At 69.5% G+C, this 19,340-nt stretch carries 21 protein-coding genes; 9 read left to right on the forward strand and 12 right to left on the reverse strand.

Going from position 1 to position 19,340, the window contains the following annotated elements:
• Positions 1–425 precede the first annotated feature (425 nt).
• Complete coding sequence (locus tag FBZ83_RS12960) at positions 426–1,742, forward strand: ammonium transporter (RefSeq protein WP_145683282.1); 1,317 nt, start codon at positions 426–428, stop codon at positions 1,740–1,742.
• Positions 1,743–1,847: 105 nt separating this feature from the next.
• On the opposite strand, the gene FBZ83_RS12965 is transcribed toward FBZ83_RS12960, so the two are convergent.
• The 3 genes from FBZ83_RS12965 to FBZ83_RS12975 form a co-directional block, all read right to left on the reverse strand.
• Positions 1,848–3,086, reverse strand: coding sequence for a class I SAM-dependent methyltransferase (locus FBZ83_RS12965; protein WP_145683289.1), 1,239 nt, complete (start codon positions 3,084–3,086; stop codon positions 1,848–1,850).
• Between the two features lie 100 nt (positions 3,087–3,186).
• Positions 3,187–4,038 carry an AraC family transcriptional regulator gene (locus tag FBZ83_RS12970; RefSeq protein WP_145683296.1) on the reverse strand — a complete coding sequence of 284 codons (852 nt, stop codon included), beginning with the start codon at positions 4,036–4,038 and terminating at the stop codon, positions 3,187–3,189.
• 56 nt (positions 4,039–4,094) lie between these two features.
• Positions 4,095–5,195 carry an asparaginase gene (locus FBZ83_RS12975; protein ID WP_145683303.1) on the reverse strand — a complete coding sequence of 367 codons (1,101 nt, stop codon included), beginning with the start codon at positions 5,193–5,195 and terminating at the stop codon, positions 4,095–4,097.
• Positions 5,196–5,323: 128 nt separating this feature from the next.
• On the opposite strand from FBZ83_RS12975, the gene FBZ83_RS12980 reads away from it, so the two are divergent.
• Together FBZ83_RS12980 and FBZ83_RS12985 are read left to right on the forward strand one after the other, a co-directional pair.
• Positions 5,324–5,908 carry an RNA methyltransferase gene (locus FBZ83_RS12980; RefSeq protein ID WP_145683311.1) on the forward strand — a complete coding sequence of 195 codons (585 nt, stop codon included), beginning with the start codon at positions 5,324–5,326 and terminating at the stop codon, positions 5,906–5,908.
• Positions 5,909–5,960: 52 nt separating this feature from the next.
• Positions 5,961–6,746: a class I SAM-dependent methyltransferase gene (locus FBZ83_RS12985; protein WP_145683319.1), complete on the forward strand. Its 786-nt coding sequence runs from the start codon at positions 5,961–5,963 to the stop codon at positions 6,744–6,746.
• 57 nt (positions 6,747–6,803) lie between these two features.
• Here the strand turns inward: FBZ83_RS12985 and FBZ83_RS12990 are convergent, their stop codons facing one another.
• Complete coding sequence (locus FBZ83_RS12990; RefSeq protein WP_145683326.1) at positions 6,804–7,490, reverse strand: ChrR family anti-sigma-E factor; 687 nt, start codon at positions 7,488–7,490, stop codon at positions 6,804–6,806.
• Positions 7,487–8,062 carry a sigma-70 family RNA polymerase sigma factor gene (locus tag FBZ83_RS12995; protein WP_145675768.1) on the reverse strand — a complete coding sequence of 192 codons (576 nt, stop codon included), beginning with the start codon at positions 8,060–8,062 and terminating at the stop codon, positions 7,487–7,489. The genes FBZ83_RS12990 and FBZ83_RS12995 overlap by 4 nt, the downstream gene beginning before the upstream one ends.
• Before the next feature lie 416 nt (positions 8,063–8,478).
• On the opposite strand from FBZ83_RS12995, the gene FBZ83_RS13000 reads away from it, so the two are divergent.
• From FBZ83_RS13000 to FBZ83_RS13020, 5 genes are all read left to right on the forward strand, one after another.
• Positions 8,479–9,027 carry an invasion associated locus B family protein gene (locus tag FBZ83_RS13000; protein WP_145683333.1) on the forward strand — a complete coding sequence of 183 codons (549 nt, stop codon included), beginning with the start codon at positions 8,479–8,481 and terminating at the stop codon, positions 9,025–9,027.
• Positions 9,028–9,105: 78 nt separating this feature from the next.
• Positions 9,106–10,275, forward strand: a complete 1,170-nt coding sequence (gene rlmN / locus FBZ83_RS13005) for a 23S rRNA (adenine(2503)-C(2))-methyltransferase RlmN (protein ID WP_145683340.1) — start codon at positions 9,106–9,108, stop codon at positions 10,273–10,275.
• Positions 10,276–10,302: 27 nt separating this feature from the next.
• Entirely contained in the window at positions 10,303–10,539 is a 237-nt protein-coding gene (locus FBZ83_RS13010; RefSeq protein WP_035669769.1) for a hypothetical protein, read from the forward strand.
• Positions 10,539–10,850 carry a hypothetical protein gene (locus FBZ83_RS13015; RefSeq protein ID WP_145683349.1) on the forward strand — a complete coding sequence of 104 codons (312 nt, stop codon included), beginning with the start codon at positions 10,539–10,541 and terminating at the stop codon, positions 10,848–10,850. The genes FBZ83_RS13010 and FBZ83_RS13015 overlap by 1 nt, the downstream gene beginning before the upstream one ends.
• Positions 10,851–11,128: 278 nt before the next feature.
• Complete coding sequence (locus FBZ83_RS13020) at positions 11,129–12,364, forward strand: argininosuccinate synthase (protein ID WP_014238702.1); 1,236 nt, start codon at positions 11,129–11,131, stop codon at positions 12,362–12,364.
• A 77-nt stretch (positions 12,365–12,441) separates the two neighbouring features.
• Here the strand turns inward: FBZ83_RS13020 and FBZ83_RS13025 are convergent, their stop codons facing one another.
• The 3 genes from FBZ83_RS13025 to FBZ83_RS13035 form a co-directional block, all read right to left on the reverse strand.
• Positions 12,442–14,175 carry a methyl-accepting chemotaxis protein gene (locus FBZ83_RS13025; protein WP_145683356.1) on the reverse strand — a complete coding sequence of 578 codons (1,734 nt, stop codon included), beginning with the start codon at positions 14,173–14,175 and terminating at the stop codon, positions 12,442–12,444.
• A gap of 155 nt (positions 14,176–14,330) precedes the next feature.
• Entirely contained in the window at positions 14,331–14,765 is a 435-nt protein-coding gene (locus FBZ83_RS13030) for a VOC family protein (protein ID WP_145675756.1), read from the reverse strand.
• Positions 14,766–15,179, reverse strand: a complete 414-nt coding sequence (locus FBZ83_RS13035; protein ID WP_211101652.1) for a rhodanese-like domain-containing protein — start codon at positions 15,177–15,179, stop codon at positions 14,766–14,768.
• 156 nt (positions 15,180–15,335) lie between these two features.
• On the opposite strand from FBZ83_RS13035, the gene FBZ83_RS13040 reads away from it, so the two are divergent.
• Positions 15,336–15,779 carry a YkvA family protein gene (locus FBZ83_RS13040; RefSeq protein ID WP_145683364.1) on the forward strand — a complete coding sequence of 148 codons (444 nt, stop codon included), beginning with the start codon at positions 15,336–15,338 and terminating at the stop codon, positions 15,777–15,779.
• A gap of 4 nt (positions 15,780–15,783) precedes the next feature.
• Here the strand turns inward: FBZ83_RS13040 and FBZ83_RS13045 are convergent, their stop codons facing one another.
• From FBZ83_RS13045 to FBZ83_RS13060, 4 genes are all read right to left on the reverse strand, one after another.
• Positions 15,784–16,716, reverse strand: a complete 933-nt coding sequence (locus FBZ83_RS13045; protein ID WP_145683370.1) for a DMT family transporter — start codon at positions 16,714–16,716, stop codon at positions 15,784–15,786.
• 122 nt (positions 16,717–16,838) lie between these two features.
• Positions 16,839–18,299 carry a c-type cytochrome biogenesis protein CcmI gene (ccmI, locus tag FBZ83_RS13050; RefSeq protein ID WP_145683377.1) on the reverse strand — a complete coding sequence of 487 codons (1,461 nt, stop codon included), beginning with the start codon at positions 18,297–18,299 and terminating at the stop codon, positions 16,839–16,841.
• Positions 18,299–18,775, reverse strand: coding sequence for a cytochrome c-type biogenesis protein (locus tag FBZ83_RS13055; RefSeq protein WP_145683385.1), 477 nt, complete (start codon positions 18,773–18,775; stop codon positions 18,299–18,301). Before FBZ83_RS13055 ends, ccmI begins: the two co-directional genes overlap by 1 nt.
• Positions 18,772–19,308: a DsbE family thiol:disulfide interchange protein gene (locus FBZ83_RS13060; protein ID WP_038525709.1), complete on the reverse strand. Its 537-nt coding sequence runs from the start codon at positions 19,306–19,308 to the stop codon at positions 18,772–18,774. The genes FBZ83_RS13055 and FBZ83_RS13060 overlap by 4 nt, the downstream gene beginning before the upstream one ends.
• Between the last annotated feature and the right edge of the window lie 32 nt (positions 19,309–19,340).

The following is a 19,340-nucleotide window of genomic DNA, read 5'->3' on the forward strand; positions in this document are numbered from 1 at the left end:
CCACATTTCCCGGGGGCGGGCCAATAGGCCGAGGGGAACAGGCCGGAAATAGAAGGGGTTGCCCAACGGTTGTGCGGAATTGAGGCGCAGTGTTGTGCACAATAAACAGGCAAGCGCGCGTGAAACGGGCGTGCGGCGCCTTGATGGGAAGCAACCGGCCCACAATCCACGGGCGAATCACCCGGCAACGCAAGGCTTTGGGTGGTTCGATTTTCTGCCCAATTTCTGGGCAGCGCAGGCGCGCGACTCGGGTCCTATGCTGCTTTGCGGTCATCCGAAAGGCCGCAACCCCCGCGATTCCTAGCCCTTTTGGGTTGGCACGCTTCTTGAAGACAAATCGGCGTACACGGCCCCCTCCCGCCGCCCCGTCTGTACCGGGGACGGGGCGAAACGGGCCAGAAGCATTCGAATAAAGAGGAGCCTCGATGAGCCGTCTCTTCACCCTCGCCGCGCCGACGATGGCGGCGATTCTGGGCTTGGCCGGTCTGCCTGCCGCCGCCCTCGCCCAGGAAGCGGCCGCCGCCGCGGCCGAGCCCACCCTGAGCAGCGGCGACACGGCTTGGATGCTGGTCGCCACGGCGCTGGTCCTGTTCATGACCATCCCGGGTCTGGCGCTGTTCTACGGCGGCATGGTCCGCAAGATGAACGTGCTGGCCATCGTGATGCAGAGCTTCGCGATCTGCTGCCTGGTCAGCATCCTGTGGTTCTTCGCCGGTTACAGCATCGCCTTCACCGAAGGCACCCCCTATTTCGGCGGCCTGTCGAAGTTCATGCTGGCCGGCATCACCAAGGACGGCCTGTCGGGCGTCATTCCGGAGACGGTCTTCATCGTCTTCCAGATGACCTTCGCCATCATCACCCCGGCCCTGATCACCGGCGCCTTCGCCGACCGCATGAAGTTCTCCTCCATGCTGGTCTTCACGGGCCTGTGGTCGCTGATCGTCTACGCGCCGATCACCCACTGGGTCTGGGGTCCGGGCGGCTATCTGGCGGGTGACGGCGTGCTCGACTACGCCGGCGGCACCGTAGTGCACATCAACGCGGGCGTGGCCGGTCTCGTCGCCGCCATCGTGCTGGGCAAGCGCAAGGGCTACCCGAACGAGAACTTCGCCCCGCACAACCTCGTGCTCAGCCTGATCGGCGCCTCGATGCTGTGGGTCGGCTGGTTCGGCTTCAACGCGGGCTCCGCCGTGGCCGCCGACGGCCGTGCGGGCATGGCCATGCTGGTCACGCAGATCGCCGCCGCCACCGCCGCCATGTCCTGGCTGCTGGTCGAGTGGGCCACCAAGGGCAAGCCCTCGGTCCTCGGCATCATCTCCGGCGCCGTCGCCGGTCTGGTCGCCATCACCCCGGCCTCGGGCTTCGTCGGTCCGACCGGCGCCCTGGTCATCGGTCTGGTCGCCGGCGTGGTCTGCTACTGGGGCGCCACCGGCCTCAAGCGCGCCCTCGGCTATGACGACTCGCTGGACGCCTTCGGCGTGCACGGCGTGGGCGGCATCGTCGGCGCCATCCTGACCGGCGTCTTCGCCCAGGAAGCCATCGGCGGCACCGCCGGCGCCCTGGAAGGCAACGTCGGCCAGATCTGGACGCAGGTCTACGGCATCCTCGCCACCGTCGCCTACTCGGCGGTCGGCTCTTTCATCATCCTGAAGGTCATCGACGTGGTGATGGGCCTGCGCGTCGACGAGGACGTCGAGCGCGACGGCCTGGACCTCGCCCTGCACGGCGAGACCATCCACTAAGCACTCTTTGCAGCCTGGTTGTTTCCTCCATGAACTTCCGCCGCCGGGGCCTCCCGGCGGCGGATTTTTCATGTCGGGGCCCCGACGTCAGGGGCCGTGACGCGCTCAGCGGCGCAGATACATCTTGCCGACGCCGTTCAGCGCCGTGAAAAGCTGAATGAACTGCGCCAGGAAGGCGTCCCAGGCCAGCGGCCCGGCCCTCTCCGCCACCGCTTGGTGCATGGCGCCCAGGCTGGTCCGCCCGTCCACCCGCGCCAGGATCGGCCCGGCCAGACGGGGCAGGGGCAGGGGGACGACGGCGCCCATCAGCTCCGCCTCCAGCACGCCGCCGGGAGGCAGGCCCTTGGCCACCGCGGTACCGTCGAGGTCGCGCAGCACCGGCACCACCTCCGGCCCGTCCGGGCGGGCGACCGCACCCTCGGCGTCCTCGGGACGGACGAGATAGGCGATGTGCTTGGTCATGCTGCCGGTGACCTGCTCGGCCCAGGCGGCGCGCTCCAGCCGGGACAGCCCGTCGAGCCGCTTCAGCAGGCGGGGGTCCTTCACCCAGACGGCGGGGTCGTAGCGGTACGGGTCCACCAGGGCGGCGATGGCGAGACCGCCCGCCGCGGCCAGCTCGGCCAGCTCCGGCACGGTGAAGGGCCGGTCGCAGGAGTGCAGCAGCAGGTCGTAAAGGTCGGCGTCGGCCTGTTTGTGGTCGTTGATGAAGGGGTTGCGCAGCAGCCAGTTGGACGTCGGCAGGCGTTCGATCAGCCGGCGGGCCAGCGCCACCTGTTCCTTCGGCGGCAGGTCCGCCGCGATGGTGCGCAGCGCCGCCTGCATGGGATAGACGCCGGTGCGCCCGTACGGCGCGTAGACCATCAGCCCGATCCCGCCGCCCGGCTTCAGCGCCCCGGCCAGCGAGCGGACGCCCGCCGCCGGCTCGTCCAGATGGTGCAGAACGCCGCAGCAGTCGATGTAGTCGAACGGCCCCCCCTCCTCCAACAGCCCGCCGAGGTCGAGCAGCGAGCCGCGGCGGAAGTCGATGTTGGTCAGCCCGCGCGCCGTGGCCCGCGCCTCGGCGATGTCCCGCGCGGCGTCGGAGAGGTCGAGATAGGTGACGCGGCCCGGATTGCCGGCGTCGGCCAGTTGCTGGGCGATCATGATCGTCCCGTCGCCGGTCCCGCCGCCGGCCACCAGAACCCGGAGGGGCACGGCGTGGTCGAGGCGCCCGCCGAAGACGTTGTGGTTCACCTCGTCCAGATGGCTGGGCGATCCGGTGATCAGGCGCTTTTTCTCGTCGGCAGGGTTGCGCGCGGGATAGGGGAAGGCTTCGTACTGGGCGCGCAGGGTGTCGATGCTCATGGATCGGGCAACCGGTCAGGTGGACGGGTGCCGGACCATAGCATCAATGGAACGGGCTTGGGGGATGGGGAGGAGAGGAACGCCTCCCCTCCGCCTCCTCTCACGCCAAGGGCAACCGGATCTCCGTCAGCCACTCCTCGGGGGGAAGAGTGCGGGGATTGTTCAGATATTCCTCGACGCAGGGGCGGTCGGCCGGCGCGTGGCCGCTCGATGGCAGCCAGTCGCGGTAGAGCCAGCGGTAAGGGCGCTCCAGCTCCGCATAGGGCCCCTTGTGAACCAGCACCGCGTGGCGGCCTCCGGCGACCTCCAGGGGATGGACGGCGCCGTCCTCGGGGATCGGCCCGTCGAGCAGCAAGGCCGCTTCGGAGCGGAGCTGGTCGGCGGGGACGGATTCCGGGTCGTCGTAATAGACCGCAAAGGCGCGCACCCGCGGTCCCATCAGCCCGCGGGCGGCGGCCCAGGCGTAGAGCCGTTCAAAGGCCGTGCCGATGTCCATGTAGGGGCCGCTGTGGGCCATGGCTGCAAGGCGCAGCGGCGGCAGGTCGCGGATGATGACGTCGTGCATGCTTCGCTCCTCGTCCGGTGGTTGGTCGGATGGAGGAACCAGGCGGCCTTGCCGCCGGTAGGCGCCGGGGCTCAGGCCGTAGACCTGCCCGAAGGCGCGGGTGAACGCCTCCACGCTGCCGTAGCCGGCGCGCCGTGCGACCTGCGCCATGCCGTCTCCGCCCTTCACGAGGTCGCCTGCGGCCCGGTGCAGGCGCAGCCGCCGCAGCGTGTCCGCCACCGTCTCCCCCGTCATGGCGCGGTAGATGCGGTGGAAATGATAGGGCGAGAAGCAGGCGACGGCGGCCAGCCGTTCCAACTCCAGAGTCTCGTCCAGATGGGCGGCGATGTGGTCGATGACACGCGCGATGCGGCGGCCGTAGTCCAGCAGGGTGTCGGGCTTGGTCATGGGTCCTCCATGCCCGGCACCCTAGCCGAGGGCCGCTTGATCGCGCTTGCGGACCTTCAGCCTTCCGCCGGGCGGACCACGCCGACCTCCAGGCCGTTGCGGTTGGTCACCGGCTGGTGGATGAGCTGGTCGGCCCGCGCCCACTGTTCGTCCGACAGCACCTTGGTGGCGCGGATCAGGGCGGCCAGGGCGACCTCGCGGGCGCGCGGGGTGCCGTCGTCGATCTTCAGGGCGATGCCCAGCCCCTGCTTGGGCAGAACGGCGCAGCCCACGCCCTCGGCCCCGCCCTTGACCAGCACCAGACCGCCCGCCGCCTGCATCATGCCGGTGTCGAAGCTGTCCTTGCCGGCGATCAGGTGCGGGTGCGAGCGCCAGGCGCGGCGGATGCGGGCCACCGCCTCGGCGCGGGAATCGGGCAGGTCCTTGGGGTCGCCGATGCGGGCCATGGCGTAGGCGATGGCGCCCAGCGGGATGCCGATGGTCGGGATGGCGCAGCCGTCGACGCCCCAGGGGGCCTGCGACAGGTCCTGGCCGGTCATCTGCTCCATCACGCCCAGGATGCGCTGCTGCACCGGGTGGTCGAAGCGGACATAGCCCTTGGTCGGCTCGCCCTTGTGCAGGGCGGTGGTCAGGAAGCCGGCGTGCTTGCCGGAACAGTTGTTGTGGAAGGCGGTCGGCGTCTCGCCGTTGCGGATCATCTCGTGGGCGGTGTCGGTGTCGGTCGGCAGATGCGCCCCGCACTCGTAGTCGTCCACGGTCAGGCCGATGCGCTTGATCCAGGCCTCGGCGATGCGGGTGTGGCGGATCTCGCCATGGTGGGAGGAGCAGGCCAGAGCGAGCTCCTGGTCGCCCAGCTCGTAGGCGTCCAGCGCGCCGGTCTCGACCAGCGGGATCGCCTGGATCGACTTGATGGCGGAGCGCGGGTAGACCGGCGCCTGGATGTCGCCCCACTGGGCCAGCACGCGCCCGTCGGAATCGACGATGCAGGCGCGCCCGCGATGGACGGATTCCACCATGCCGCCGCGCGTCACCTCGACGAGGATCGGCGCCTCCGGCGGTCCGGACAGGTCGGCGTGCCCCTCGGCGGGGTGGTGATGGTCGGCGTGGCCGTGGTGGTCACCGTGGCCGCCGCAGCAGGAGGAATGGTCGTGGCTCATGGGTGGAGAGCTTGCCTCTCTCCGGGTCGCGAGGCAAGGTGTCGCACCATCGGACCCGCCGGATCATGGCTGATTCGCCGCCGATCCGCGCCATGCGCGGGCCGAAACTACGAGTGATTGTGCAAGCCATGCGTGGATATTTCGCCATCGGGGTGGAGCGGATCAGCAAGCCGGGCAATGTCGGCAACCTGATGCGCTCCGCCCACGCCTTCGGCGCCTCCTTCTTCTTCGCCATCGACCCGGAACCCGACCTGCACGAGGCGCACATCGTCGACACCTCGGGCGCCGCGGAGCATCTGCCGCTCTACGTCTACGACCGGGTGGCCGATCTGGCCTTGCCCAAGGACTGCCAGCTCGTGGGCGTGGAACTGACCGAGGACGCGGTGGAGCTGCCCAGCTTCCGCCACCCGACGCGCGCCGCCTATGTGCTGGGGCCGGAGCGCGGCAGCCTGTCCGAACCGCTGCTGGAGCGCTGCGACTTCACGGTGAAGATCCCCATGAAGTTCTGCATCAACGTCGGGGTGGCCGGCGCGCTGGTGATGTACGACCGGATGATCAGCCTGGGCCGCTTCGCCGAACGGCCGGTGCGCGTCGGCGGCCCGACGGAGCCGCTGCGCGATCATCAGCACGGTCGCCAGATCATGCGCAACCCGGAGCGCCGCCGCCGCATGCGCGGCATCCAGAAGCCGGTGGTCGTCCGCGACGACGAGTGATCCGGAAAGCCTCCACGGTCCAGGAACCGCCACGCCGCGAAGGAGACGTTCGATGTCCGACCCGCTCTACGACGACCGCTTCTACGACATCCAGGAGGAGGGGTCGCTCCGCTCCGCGCGGGTCATCGCGCCGCTGGTGCTGGGCTGGGTGGGGGCGGACTCGGTCCTCGACGTCGGGTGCGGGGTCGGCACCTTCCTGCGGGCCTTCGCGGAGGCGGGGATCGCGGACATCCAGGGGGTGGACGGGGACTATGTGCGCCGCGACCGTCTGCGCATCGATCCGTCCCGCTTCCGCGCCCAGGACCTGTCGCAGCACTTCGAGCTGGGGCGGCGGTTCGGCCTCGTCCTGTCGCTGGAGGTGGCCGAGCATCTGCCGGAAGAGCGGGCGGAAGGCTTCGTCGACGATCTTTGCCGCCATGGCGATGTCGTGCTGTTCGGGGCCGCCATCCCCGGCCAGGGGGGCAAGGGCCACATCAACGAGCAGTGGCAGAGCCATTGGGCTGGAAAGTTCCTGTCGCGCGGCTACGAGGCCTTCGACATCCTGCGGCCAATCCTGTGGGCCGATCCGTCCGTCGAGTTCTGGTACCGCCAGAACACGGTGATCTTCGCCAGTCCGGACGGCATCGCCGCCAACCCGGCTCTGGCCGCCATGCGGGGGAAAGGGCTGCCGCTGTCCTGCATGGGGCTGGTCCATCCGGAACTGCTGGCCCTCCACGCCCATCAGGCGGCCCGGTCGCGGCGGGTGGTGGACGTCTTCAACCAGATGGCCGCGCAGGGCGGCAGCTACCGCTTCGACAAGGGAGTGGACGGGTCGGTCAACATCGTGCGCATCGAGTGACGCGGTTGGACGATGGTCGCTCCCGTCGCCCTTCAGCCGCGAGCCCTGCCCCGAGCCTCAGAACGTCACGAAGGGGTTGAGGATCAGCCCCAGCGCGCCGGTGAAACGAAGCGGCGCGTCGGTCACCGCCAAGCACAGGCAGCCCTCCTCGTCGGCCACCGGGCGGTGGCGCACGGAGTCGTCGGCGACGGACAGGTCGCCGCGGGCGAACTGGCCGAGATCGTCGGTGAAGCCGCCGTCCAGCACCAGCGTCAGCTCGATCCCGCGGTGGGTGTGGTGGGGCGGCCCGACGCCGCTGGCCAGCCGCATCAACCGGGCCTTGCCGCGGCGTTCGGAGTCGTAGCCGGAGCCGGAGCCCAGCGGGATGTCGTAGCAGTCCATGCCGCGCATCAGCCGCTTCCAGGGCAGGCGCGACAGGTCGCCGCCGATGTAGCGGCGCAGCGGTTCGGGCAGCAGCGGCACCTCGGCCGGCTGGCAGACCAGCTTCGGGCGGGGCACGCGGGGCAGGGGCGGCAGGTCGTCCAGCCGGGCCAGCACCGTTTCCAGGCAGGCGGGATCGACCTCCTCCGGCTCGATGCTCTCCAGCAGGGCGCCGCCGACCGCCTCCATCTCGGCGACGTTCAGGCGGCAGCAGGGGCACAACGCCAGATGGGTCGCCACGATCAGCGACGCCGCCTCGCCCAGAGCGCCGCCGGCGTAGTCGATCAGCAGGGTGTCGCCGGGATGGTGGGTGGGCACGGTCATTGGGAGTCCCTCATGGCCTTGCGCAGCCGTTCCATGGCCAGCCGCAGGCGCGACTTGACGGTGCCCAGCGGTATGCCCTGTTCGGCGGAGATCAGGCTGTGCGGCTTGTCCTCGAAATAGGCCAGACGCAGCAGGTCGGCCTGTTCCGGCGGCAGGGTCCTCAGCGCGGCCCGCAGGCGTCCGGCGGTCTCGCGCGCCGCCACCCCGTCGTCGGCGCTTTCCACCGGGTCGGGCACCAGGGTGGGGTCGGCGGGGTCGATCTCGGGCCGCTGCTCCCGCCGCAGCGCGTCGATCCGCCGGTTGCGGGCGATGGTGAACATCCAGGTGGCGGCGGACGCCTGGCTCGGGTCGTAGGTCTCCGCGCGGCGCCACACCAACAGCATCACGTCCTGCACCAACTCCTCCGCACCACCCGCGTCACAGCCCTGGCGGCGCAGATAGGCCTTCAGCCGCGGGGCAAAATGGCCGAACAGGGCCGCGAAGGCCGTGCGGTCGCGGTCCCGCCCGACCGCGGTCAGCAGCTCTTCGAACGTCCGGTCGGCGCCGGCGGCTGGGGAACCGAGATCCTGCATCCACGTCTTCGGGCACGTCTTCTGGCACGTCGTCGGGCACGCCGTCTGTGCGCTCAGGGGCTGTGCGCACGAAGGCAGGCCCCGCAACACATGGTGCGCGGGGCGCCCCGCTGCAAAGCGTGTTTGGCGCTCCTCCGCGTTCTGTGCACCGTCGTGTGGTCGGGCGGCCAAGGGAGTCATGGGTGGGCTGCGGCGTTCCGTCGGGCGTTCGATGGGCCTTCTACGCACCCCGCCGGCCATCGGATCACCGGCTTTCGATACGAAATCGAGCGATCGATTGCAGGACCGGGCTTTGGGACAACCCGTGACTTCGCCGCCGGGAGGGGGTGGCGGCCCTGGAAAGCCTCACCGAATTGGGGTAGGGTCCGCCCCACTCCCGAACCCGTCCGCGAAACCATTCGAGCCTTCGCCAACCGATGTTGCCCATTCGCACCATCCGTCGCACCGCCGGCGCCGCTCTGCTTCTGGCCGGTCCGATCCTCGCCGCAACCGTTGCCACGGCCAGCGCCGCCGATCCGCGCCTGCTGGGGTCCTTCAAGGACTGGAACGCCTTCGCCTTCGACGAAGGCGGGCACAAGGTCTGCTACATGTCCAGCCAGCCCAAGAAGAAGGAACCCGCCGCGGCCAAGCGCGGGGACATCTACGTGCTGGTGACCCACCGCCCGGCGGAGAAGGCGCTGGACGTCGTCAGCGTCGTCGTCGGCTATCCCCTGAAGAAGGACAGCGAGTCCACGGTGGACGTGGGCGGCAAGTCCTTCAAGCTGTTCACCGACGGGGAGACCGCCTGGGCGCGCGACGCCGACACCGACAAGGCCGTCACCGCCGCGATGCGCGACGCCAAGGGCAAGTCCATGGTGGTGAAGGGGGTTTCGGCCCGCGGCACGAAGACCACCGACACCTACGGCACCGACGGCTTCGCCCAGGCTTACGACGCGATCAACCAGGCCTGCGGCGTGAAGCGCTGAGCAGCGCTGCTCTTTTCACTTGGTCGCTCCTCGTTTCGTCTTTTGACTCCGGACGCTCGTGGCCCTATTTAGGGGGCCATGAGCGCCTCCAACCATGCTGCTGCCTTTGCCCTGCCGGCGACCGACGCTGACGGGCGCAAGAACCTTGTCGGCCTGTCCCGCGACGAGCTGGAAGCCGAAATGCTGTCCGTCGGCCTGGAGAAATTCCGGGCCCGCCAGCTCTGGCACTGGATCTACCACCGCGGAGCGACCGACTTCGCGGTGATGACCACGCTCGCCAAGCCGGTGCGCGAGAAGCTGGCGGAGAGCTACGCCGTGGCCCGCCCGACGGTCGTGCGCGACCTGAAGTCGGTGGACGGCACGCGCAAGTGGCTGCTGCGCATGCCCGACGGGCAGGAGGTGGAAAGCGTCCACATCCCCGAGGAGGACCGCGGCACGCTCTGCGTCTCCTCGCAGGTCGGCTGCACGCTGACCTGCCGCTTCTGCCACACCGGCACGCAGCGTCTGGTGCGCAACCTCGACGCCTCGGAGATCGTGGCGCAGGTCATGCTGGCCCGCGACGCGCTCGGCGAATGGCCGGCGCCGCCGGACGGGCGGATGATCTCCAACATCGTCATGATGGGGATGGGGGAACCGCTCTTTAACTACGAGAACGTCGCCAAGGCGCTGAAGATCGTCATGGACGGCGACGGGATCTCGATCTCGAAGCGCCGCATCACGCTCTCCACCTCCGGCGTCGTCCCGGCCATGAAGCGCTGCGGCGAGGAGCTGAACGTCAACCTCGCCGTCAGCCTGCACGCCGTGACGGACGAGCTGCGCGACATCATCATGCCCATCAACCGGAAATACCCGTTGAAGGAGCTGATGGACGCCTGCCGCAATTACCCTGGCCTGAACAACGCGCGGCGCATCACCTTCGAATACGTGATGCTGAAGGGCGTCAACGACAGCCCGGCGGACGCCCGCGCCCTGGTCAAGTTGCTGGAGGGCATCCCGTCGAAGATCAACCTGATCCCCTTCAACCCCTGGCCGGGCGCCCCCTACGAGCGTTCGACCGACCGGGCGATCCAGGTCTTCGGCGACATCGTCAACAACGCCGGCTACGCCAGCCCCGTCCGCACCACCCGCGGCGAGGACATCATGGCCGCCTGCGGCCAGTTGAAGAGCGCGTCCGTCCGCCTGTCCGCCGCCGACCGCGCCGCCATCGAGAAGGTGCTGGCCGAGAAGGACGCGGCGCTGGCCGGATAAGGCCGGAACCATCCCTGGGAGTGCTCCGTGCCTGAGTTCGCCGTCGATCCCGGCCTGATCCTGTTCCTGTTCAACGCCGCGGCGGTCTGGCCGCTGATGCGCATCTTCCGCCGGGCGGGCTTCTCGCCCTGGTGGGCGCTGGTGATCTTCGTGCCGGTGATCGGGCTGGTCGGCGTGCTGGGGCTGCTGACGGTGCGGCGCTGGCCGGCGCGGGTCCTGGTCGACGGGCCGGCGCGGACGCGCAAGGCGCGGAGGGCCGCGTGATGGAGATGCTCGATTCCCTCGTCGCCCTGCTCAACGCCGTCTACTGGCAGCCCTGGGCGGCCATCATGTCCACCGACCCGTGGACGGCGAACCTCGTCATGGCGATCCTGCTGATGCTGAAGCTGATCTTCGGCGGCTGGGTGCTGGCCAAGGGCGGGCGCAGCCCGCTGTGGGCGCTGGTCCTGCTGATCAACGGGGCGGACATTCTGGCGATGTGGCTCTACGCCTACATCCGCTGGCCCTTCGTGGACCGGGCGCCCGCCCGCCCCGCCGCGGAGAGCACCGTTGCGGCCGACGCCGGGACGGATTGAGTGCCCCAGCCCTCTCCCCTCTGGGGAGAGGGTGGCCCGAAGGGCCTCTCGCGCTGGCTGAAAGCCAGCGCTGACGGCGGCAGGCGGATGCCTCTGGCATCCGCCGAGAGCCGGTGAGGGGGATGTGCGTTTCGGTACGTTCGGCAGAAGCGCAACCCCCTCACCCTAACCCTTTCCCAGAGGGGAGAGGGGACTTATGAGCGGGACCGATTGATTCGCATCGGTCGTAGGGCTACTGTCCGGCACCGATATTTTTCCCCACCCGCGTGAGTAGTCCCATGAGCGGTGCGTCCGGCAAACAGATCAAGAAAGTGGTGCTCGCCTATTCGGGCGGCCTCGACACCTCGGTGATCCTGAAATGGCTTCAGGAAACCTATCAATGCGAGGTGGTGACCTTCACCGCCGACCTCGGCCAGGGCGAGGAGCTGGAGCCGGCACGCAAGAAGGCCGAGCTTCTGGGCATCAAGCCGGAAAACATCTTCATCGACGACCTGCGCGAAGAGTTCGTGCGGGACTTCGTGTTCCCGATGTTCCGCGCCAATACCCTCTATGAGGGCACCTACCTGCTCGGCACCTCGATCGCCCGGCCGCTGATCGCCAAGCGCCAGATCGAGATCGCCAACCAGGTCGGCGCCGACGCCGTGGCCCACGGCGCCACCGGCAAGGGCAACGACCAGGTCCGCTTCGAGCTGGGCTATTACGCGCTCCGCCCGGACATCAAGATCATCGCCCCGTGGCGCGAGTGGGACCTGAGCAGCCGCACCCGGCTGATCGACTACGCCGAGAAGAACCAGATCCCGATCGCCAAGGACAAGCGCGGCGAGGCCCCGTACTCCACCGACGCCAACCTCCTGCACATCTCCTACGAGGGGAAGGCGCTGGAGGATCCGTGGGTCGAGCCGTTCGAGGACATGTACACCCGCTCCGTCGCCCCGGAGAAGGCCCCGGACACCCCGACCTATGTCGAGGTCGAGTTCAAGCGCGGCGACGCCGTGGCGATCGACGGCAAGGCCCTGTCCCCGGCGGCCCTGCTGACCGAGCTGAACCGCCTGGGCGGCGAGAACGGCATCGGCCGCCTCGACCTCGTCGAGAACCGCTACGTCGGCATGAAGTCGCGCGGCGTGTACGAGACGCCGGGCGGCACCATCCTGCTGGCCGCCCACCGCGCGATGGAGAGCATCACGCTCGACCGCGGCGCCGGCCATCTGAAGGATGAGCTGATGCCGCGCTACGCCGAGCTGATCTACTGCGGCTACTGGTTCAGCCCGGAGCGTCTGGCGCTCCAGGCGCTGATCGACCAGACCCAGGAGCCGGTGAACGGCGTGGTCCGCCTGAAGCTGTTCAAGGGCAACGTCACGGTCGTCGGCCGCAAGTCGCCGAACAGCCTCTACCGCATGGACTATGTGACGTTCGAGGAAGACAGCGTCTACAACCAGAAGGACGCGGAAGGCTTCATCAAGCTGAACGCGCTCCGCCTGCGCCTGGGCGCCATGGCCCGCGCGAACGTCAAGTAAGCGCGAGACCATTCCGGATGTGGAACGAGGGGGCTTCGGCCCCCTCGTTTCGTTTCTGCAATGGCTGCGTGGTGCGCTCACGCCGCCCGGATGTTGACGAGGAAGCGCTCGACCTCCAGGCGCAGCGTTTCCGCCTGCCGGCTGAGTTCCTCGGCCGACGACAGCACCTGGGAGGCCGCCGACCCGGTCTCCACCGCGGCCTGATGGACCTGGACGATGCTGCCCGACACCTCCGTCGTGCCATGGGCGGCCTGCTGGACGTTGCGGGCGATCTCGCCGGTGGCAGCACCCTGCTCCTCCACCGCGGCGGCGATGGTGGTGGCGATGCCGTTGATCTCGCCGATGGTCGCACCGATGGTCTTGATGGCGCGGACGGTGTCGGTGGTCACCCCCTGGATCGTCTGGATCTGGGTGGCGATCTCCTCGGTCGCCTTGGCCGTCTGGTTGGCGAGGCTCTTCACCTCCGAAGCCACGACGGCGAAGCCCTTGCCGGCCTCCCCGGCGCGCGCCGCCTCGATGGTGGCGTTGAGCGCCAGCAGGTTGGTCTGGTCGGCGATCGCCTTGATGAGCCCGACCACCTCGCCGATCTTCTGACCGGCCTCCGCCAGCCCCTGGACCGTCTGGTCGGTGCGGGCCGCCTCCTCCACGGCATTGCCGGCGATGGTGGTGGAGGTCGCGACGTGGCGGCCGATTTCGGTGATGGAGGCGGACAGCTCCTCGGTGGCCCCGGCGACCGCCTGGACGTTGGTGGTCGCCTGCTCCGACGCGGCGGCGACCGTCGAGGCCTGCCGGCTGGTCTCCTCGGCGGTCGACGACATGGACTCCGCGGTGGCGCGCATCTCGGTGGCGGCCGACGCCAGCATTTTCAGCGTCGCGTGCACCGTGCCGTCGAAGCCGACGATGTATTGTTCGACGAGCGCCTGCCGGGCTTCCTTGCGGGCCTGCTCCTGGCGCTGCTCCTCCTCCATCCGGCGGTTCGCGACGGCGGAGTCCTTGAACACCGCCAGCGAGCGGGCGAGCGTGCCGACCTCGTCCATCCGGTCGGTGCCGTCGACGGTGATGCCGAGGTCGCCCTTGGCGAGGCGCTGCATCAGTTCGGCCATGGCGCGCAGCGGGGCGACCACGCGGAACAGAGTCGTCGTCACGGCGAAGGCCGCGGCCAGCACGCCGAGCAGCACCGCGATCCCCAGGATCCAGCGGGAGGTGTCGTAAGCGGCGTTGGTCCGCTCATACACCGCCTCGGCCTCCTTCAACTGCAGATCGACCAGCTTGCCGACGGCCGCCGCCACCGGGTCGATGCTGGGGTAGAGCGTGGACACCGCGAAGGCGTCCAGCGCGGCCTGATCCTTGGCCTGCATCAGCCTGCGCGCGGTCGTCGCGGCGTCACGCGCCTTGCCCATGTGACGTTCGGCCTCGTTCGCCAGCTCCTTTTCGCGGGCGTTCATCGAGGTGGCCGTGAAGGCCGACCAGCGCGTCGCGATCTCGCCGAGCGCCGCATCGATGGACTTGAGGCCGTTCTCCCACGTCTCGGCGCCGCCGCGCACCTTGTGCGTGGTGTCGACGATGTTGACGGCGAACATGTCGGAGACGACCTTCAGGTCACGCAGCGGGACGACGCGGTCCTTGAACACGGTCTCCATGCCCCGGTGCGACTGCCCCAGGGCCAGCCAGCCGGTGGCCGCAATCGCGAAAAGAAAGAAGCACAGAACAGAGAGGGCAACCAAAAGGCGTGCTTTGACCGTAGACATCGGCTTATTCCACGATGCGTTGACATTTCCAGTCGATGCATTGTGAAGGATATATATTAACATTATGCTGCATTTTAGCGAAAAAATATTTCGCCAAAAGGTTATGGTCGGTGTGTGGGCAAGGCACCGCCGTGGATGTCACGGCGGCGTCTTGCCCTGGACGGCTTCGATGTGTTTCAGGGCCTACCATTAAAGGTTGTTGGTTGGGGCGGTGCCCGTCACCCCTCCAGCCGGAAGCTCCCGTCCTCGCCCAGCCCGGCGAAGGGGTTCCAGGCGACCTCCCAGGGGTGGCCGTCCGGATCGGCAAAATAGCCGCTGTAGCCGCCCCAGAAGACGTCCTGCGCCGGTTTCAGGATGCGCCCGCCGGCCCGCTCGGCCTGGGCCATCACCGCGTCCACCTCCGCCTTGCTGCGCAGGTTGTGGGCCAGCGTGATGCCGCCGAAGCCCGAGGTCGGGCCGGACTCGGCCAGATGCGCGTCCTCGGCCAGCGCCTCCCGCCCGAACAGGGCGAGCGCCACGCCGCCCAGCTGGTAGAAGGTGATGGCGTCCTGGCTGACCGGGGAGGGGGTCCAGCCCAGCCCCTCCTCGTAGAAGCGGCGGCTGCGCGCGAGATCGGCGACGCCCAGCGTGATCAGGCTGACTCTCTGTTCCATTCAACGGTCCTTCCGTTCCGCGGCGGGCGGCATGGCGACGGGCAACCCGGCCTCTTTCCAGCCTTTGAAGCCACCCTCCAGGTGGCAGACATTCTCCAACCCCATCGACTGCACGGTGTCGGTGGCGAGCGCCGAGCGCCAGCCACTGGCGCAGTAGAAGACGAAGCGCTTGCCCGACGCGAAGACCGGCTTGTGATAGGGGCTGTCCGGGTCCACCCAGAATTCCAGCATGCCGCGGGTGGCCGGGAAGGCGCCGGGGATCATGCCGTCTCGCGTCAGCTCGCGCGGGTCGCGGATGTCCACGAAGACCACGTCGGGGTCGCCGTGCAGGGACAGCGCCTCCTGCGGCGTGATCGCCTGGATGCGGGCGTTCGCCTCGGCCAGCAGTTCCTTGTAGCCCTTCTTCATCGGCATGGCGGTTTCCTCCTTTTGACCCTTTGGCCGTAGTCGAACCCTTGGCGGGACCGTTGGCGCGTCTGCGCTGTTGTCACTCCACGCAACTGTGCAACAGGCCGCCCCGCCCGGTCCACCGGGAAGGGCGGCCGGTGCAGGGGGAGCCCAGGGAAAGCCATGCCGATCGCCACCGACGGACCCAGTGAAGCCGCCGCCGCTTTGCCCACCGTCATCGACCCGGTCCGCGTGGAGCGGAACGAGCGCTACGTCCGCCGCCGCTTCTGGAACACGCTGCGCGCCAACCTGCACCGCGTTCCCTTCCTGGAGCAGGCGCTGGCCGCCTTCTTCTGCGCAACCGACCCGCGGACGCCCTTCAAGGCGAAGGCGATCCTGATGGCGGCGCTGGCCTATTTCGTGCTGCCCGCGGACTCGATCCCGGACTGGCTGATCGCGGTCGGTTTCGTGGACGATGCGGCGGTGCTGGCCACGGCCGTCCATGCGGTGCGCAGCAATCTGAAGCCCGAGCATGAGGAGCGTGCCCGCGCCGCCCTGCGCAAAGAGCAGCAGATGAAGCCTGCCGCGGGTGACGCTTCCGGGATGAAGCCCGCCGGAAACGGCTGACGGCTCACGCCTTGGCCGCGGCCGCCCGCTCGGCCCGCGACTGCGCGGCGTCGCGGTGCGCGGTGTAGAGGGCGGAGGCGGCGATCACACCGGCGCCGACCCAGCCCCAGAGGTCCATGGCCTCGCCGAACAGCGGCCAGGCGAGCAGGGCGGTGAAGGGCAGGCGGGCGTAATCGTAGGGCATCATCGCCGAGGCCGGCGCCAGCTTGAAGGCGCGGGTCATCGCCAACTGTCCCAGCGTCAGCACGCCGCCCAGCAGGACGAGCCAGCCGAGCGCCGTCCAGCTCGGCCACTCCCACACGAACAGCGCCGGCACCAGCGCCATCGGGGTCAGGAACAGGCCCATGTAGGCGACCACCACCATCACCCCGTCGGAGGTCGCCAGCGCCCGCACCTGGAGCGTGGTGATGGCGGCGGCGACGCAATGCAGGAGCATGACCAGGATCGTCGGGTCCAGGGTGGCGTCGTCCGGGCGGATGACGATCATCACCCCGGCCAGCCCGACCAGGACGGCGGCCCAGCGCCGCGCCCGCACCGTCTCGTTCAGGAACAGCGCCGCCCCGGCGGTGACGAAGAGGGGGATGGTGAAGCTGAGCGCCGTGGCGTCCGGCAGCGGCATGTGGGTGACGCTGTAGAACCAGCACAGCATCGCCACCAGACTGGTCGCCGAGCGCGAGGCGTAGAGCCCCGCCCGCCCGGTGCGCAGCCGCCCCAGCCCGACCGCCGCGATCCAGGGCAGCATGAACATCAGGCTGAACAGGTTGCGGAAGAAGACGATCTCGAAGGGGTGCAGTTCACCGCTGACATGGCGGATCATCGCGTTGCCAATGGCGATGAACAGCGCCGCCCCCAGCATCCAGAGGGCGGCCTCCAGCGGCTTTCCCGCCATGCCGGGGCCGGAGGCGGGACCTTTGGCGGTGAGCGCGTGGGTGGGCAATCGGTCGCGTCCCTGGCGGATCGGCTTGCGGGTGGCGCGTTCCGTTCGGGCGCGCCACCCCAGCGTGCAACGCCATCCTGCTCTTCAGGCACGCCGGGTTGCAAGGGACATTCGGGAGAGAATCAGCCGCCGGCCTTCAGCGAATCGAGGCGGGCGCGAATCAGCGTGTATTCCGGCTCCTCCGGCTTGAACTGGGCCAGAAGCCGGGTCCACAGATCGGTGGCCTCCGCGGTCTGGCCGACGCCGGCGGCGTTCAGGCCGAGCAGCCAGAGCGCGTCGCGGTTGTCGGGCTCAGCCGCCAGCGCCTGACGGAGCGCGGCGACGGCCTCCTCCGGCATCGGGCCGGGCTTGCTGCTCCGCGGCTCCGCCGACAGCAGGGCGGAGGCGTAGGCGACCAGCACGTCGGGCCGTGTGGGCGCCCGCTCCCGCGCCTTGCGGGCGGCGTCGATGGCCTTGGCCGATTCGCCCATCACGCCGTAGGAGCGCGACAGCCGCAACCAGCCGTCCACGTCGTCCGGGTTGGCCTCCAGCCGGGCGGCCAGCCCGTCGACCATGCCGCGGATCATCTGCTGCTGGTCCTCGCCCTCGGCCTGGCCCTGCGCCTGGCCCTGGCCCGGATTCTGGCCCTGCCCCTGGCTCTGGGCGACCGGCGGCTGTTGCTGCGCGGGCAGGGGCTGCGGCGTCACCTTGGCCGGGTCGAGGTTCAGCGCCTTGGCGGCCTCCGCGATCTGCGTCCGGACGATCGGCACCCAGGGCGCGTCGGCGTGGGACTCGGCGAGCAGGGCGCTCCAGCGCTCCAGGGCGTCCTTGCTGTCGCCGGCCTGGAAACGAGCCAGCGCGGCGTAGAAGCGGGCGCGCGGCTCCGTCGGGTCCTTCGCCAGCACGCGGTCGAAGGTCTTGCGGGCCTCGTCCGGCACGGTGCCGCCGTTGGCCGAGATCAGGACCTCGCCGTAGCTGCCGAGAAGCTCCAGGTCGTCGCCGGCCAGGGCCACCGCCTTGCCCAGCGCCTCGGCGGCCTCGGGCAGGCGGCCCATCTTGGCGTAGGCCTGGCCGAGGATGGCCCAGCCCTGCGGGTCGTCGGGGGTCTCGGCGAGCTGGGCCTTCAGCTTGTCCATCGCCGCCAGCACGTTCTTGGGCGGCCCGCCGCGCTCATGGTCGAGGTTGCGCGAGGCCAGCGGCTGGGCCGGCAGCTCCGGACGGCCCAGCTTGCCGTAGACGGCCAGCGTGCCGAGCGGCAGCAGGACGGCCAGCAGGGCGGCCAGCGCCATCGCGCTGCGCGGCGCGCGGGCGGCGGGCACCTTGCCCTTCTTCGCGTCCTTCGCCCCATTCTTCACGGGGCCCTTGCCGCGGTCGGCGATGGCCAGCATGCGGCGGCCGATCTCGGCGCGGGCGGCGGCGGCCTGCGCCTCGCTGATCAGGCCGCGGCCCTGGTCGCGTTCCAGCTCGCCCAGCTGGTCGCGGTAGACCTCCAGGTCGTAGGCGGCGCGCTCCTCGGCGGCTCCCTCGGGCTTCCTCAGCAGCGGCGGCACGATCAGCAGCACCACGGCCGCCGTCAGTGCGGCGGCGACGATCCAGAACAGCATCAGGCTTTGTCCTTGCGGAGCAGGGCGTCCAGGCGCCGCCGCTCGTCCTCGGTCAGCGGGGCGGTGTCGCCGCCCGCAGCAACGGCAATCCCTTTCCGCCCGCGCAGGTACAGGGCCGTCACGACGCCGCCGATGGCCAGGATCACGAAGGGGCCGATCCACAGGAACAGCGTCGTCGCCTTGAAGGGCGGGCGCAGCAGCACATAGTCGCCGTAGCGGTCAGTGACGAAGCTCAGCACCTGCTGGTTGCTGTCGCCGGCGGTCAGCCGTTCGCGGACCAGCACGCGCAGGTCGCGGGCGAGCGGCGCGTTGGAATCGTCGATCGACTGGTTCTGGCAGACGAGGCAGCGCAGATCCTTGCTGATCTCGCGGGCGCGGCCTTCCAGCGCCGGGTCCTTCAGCACCTCGTCGGGCTGGACGGCGGAGGCGGCGACCGGGGTCAGCGCCAGCAGGAGGGCGAGAAGGAGGGCTCTCACGACGCGCTCCGCAGATGCTTGACCATGGGCAGGATCTGCTCCTCGACCACCTGCGGGGTCAGGGGGCCGACATGCTTGAAGCGGATGCGGCCCTGGCGGTCGAGCAGGAAGGTCTCCGGCACGCCGTAGACGCCCCAGTCGATGGACACGCGGCCGTCCAGATCGACGCCGATGCTGGCGTAGGGATCGCCGTTGCGGTTCAGCCAGGCGATGGCGTCCTCCGCCTTGTCCTTGTGGTTGATGCCGCGCACCGTCACGCCCTGCTCGCGGGCCAGCCGGGTGATGATCGGGTGCTCGGCCTTGCAGGGGATGCACCAGGAGGCGAAGACGTTCACCAGCGTGACGTCGCCCTTCAGCGTCGCGTTGGACAGCCCTTCCTTGTAGCCCGGCAGCGGCGGCAGCGAGAATTCCGGCGCCGGCTTGTCGATCAGGGCGGAGGGGATGTCGCGCGGGTCGCGGTCGAACCCGCGCAGGAAGGCCACGCCGACACCGACGAACAGCAGCAGCGGCAACAGATAGATCAGGCGGCGCATCGGAAGCGTGTCCTTACTCGGCGGGCGGTCTT

Source organism: Azospirillum brasilense (genome assembly GCF_007827815.1).
GTDB lineage: Bacteria > Pseudomonadota > Alphaproteobacteria > Azospirillales > Azospirillaceae > Azospirillum > Azospirillum brasilense_C.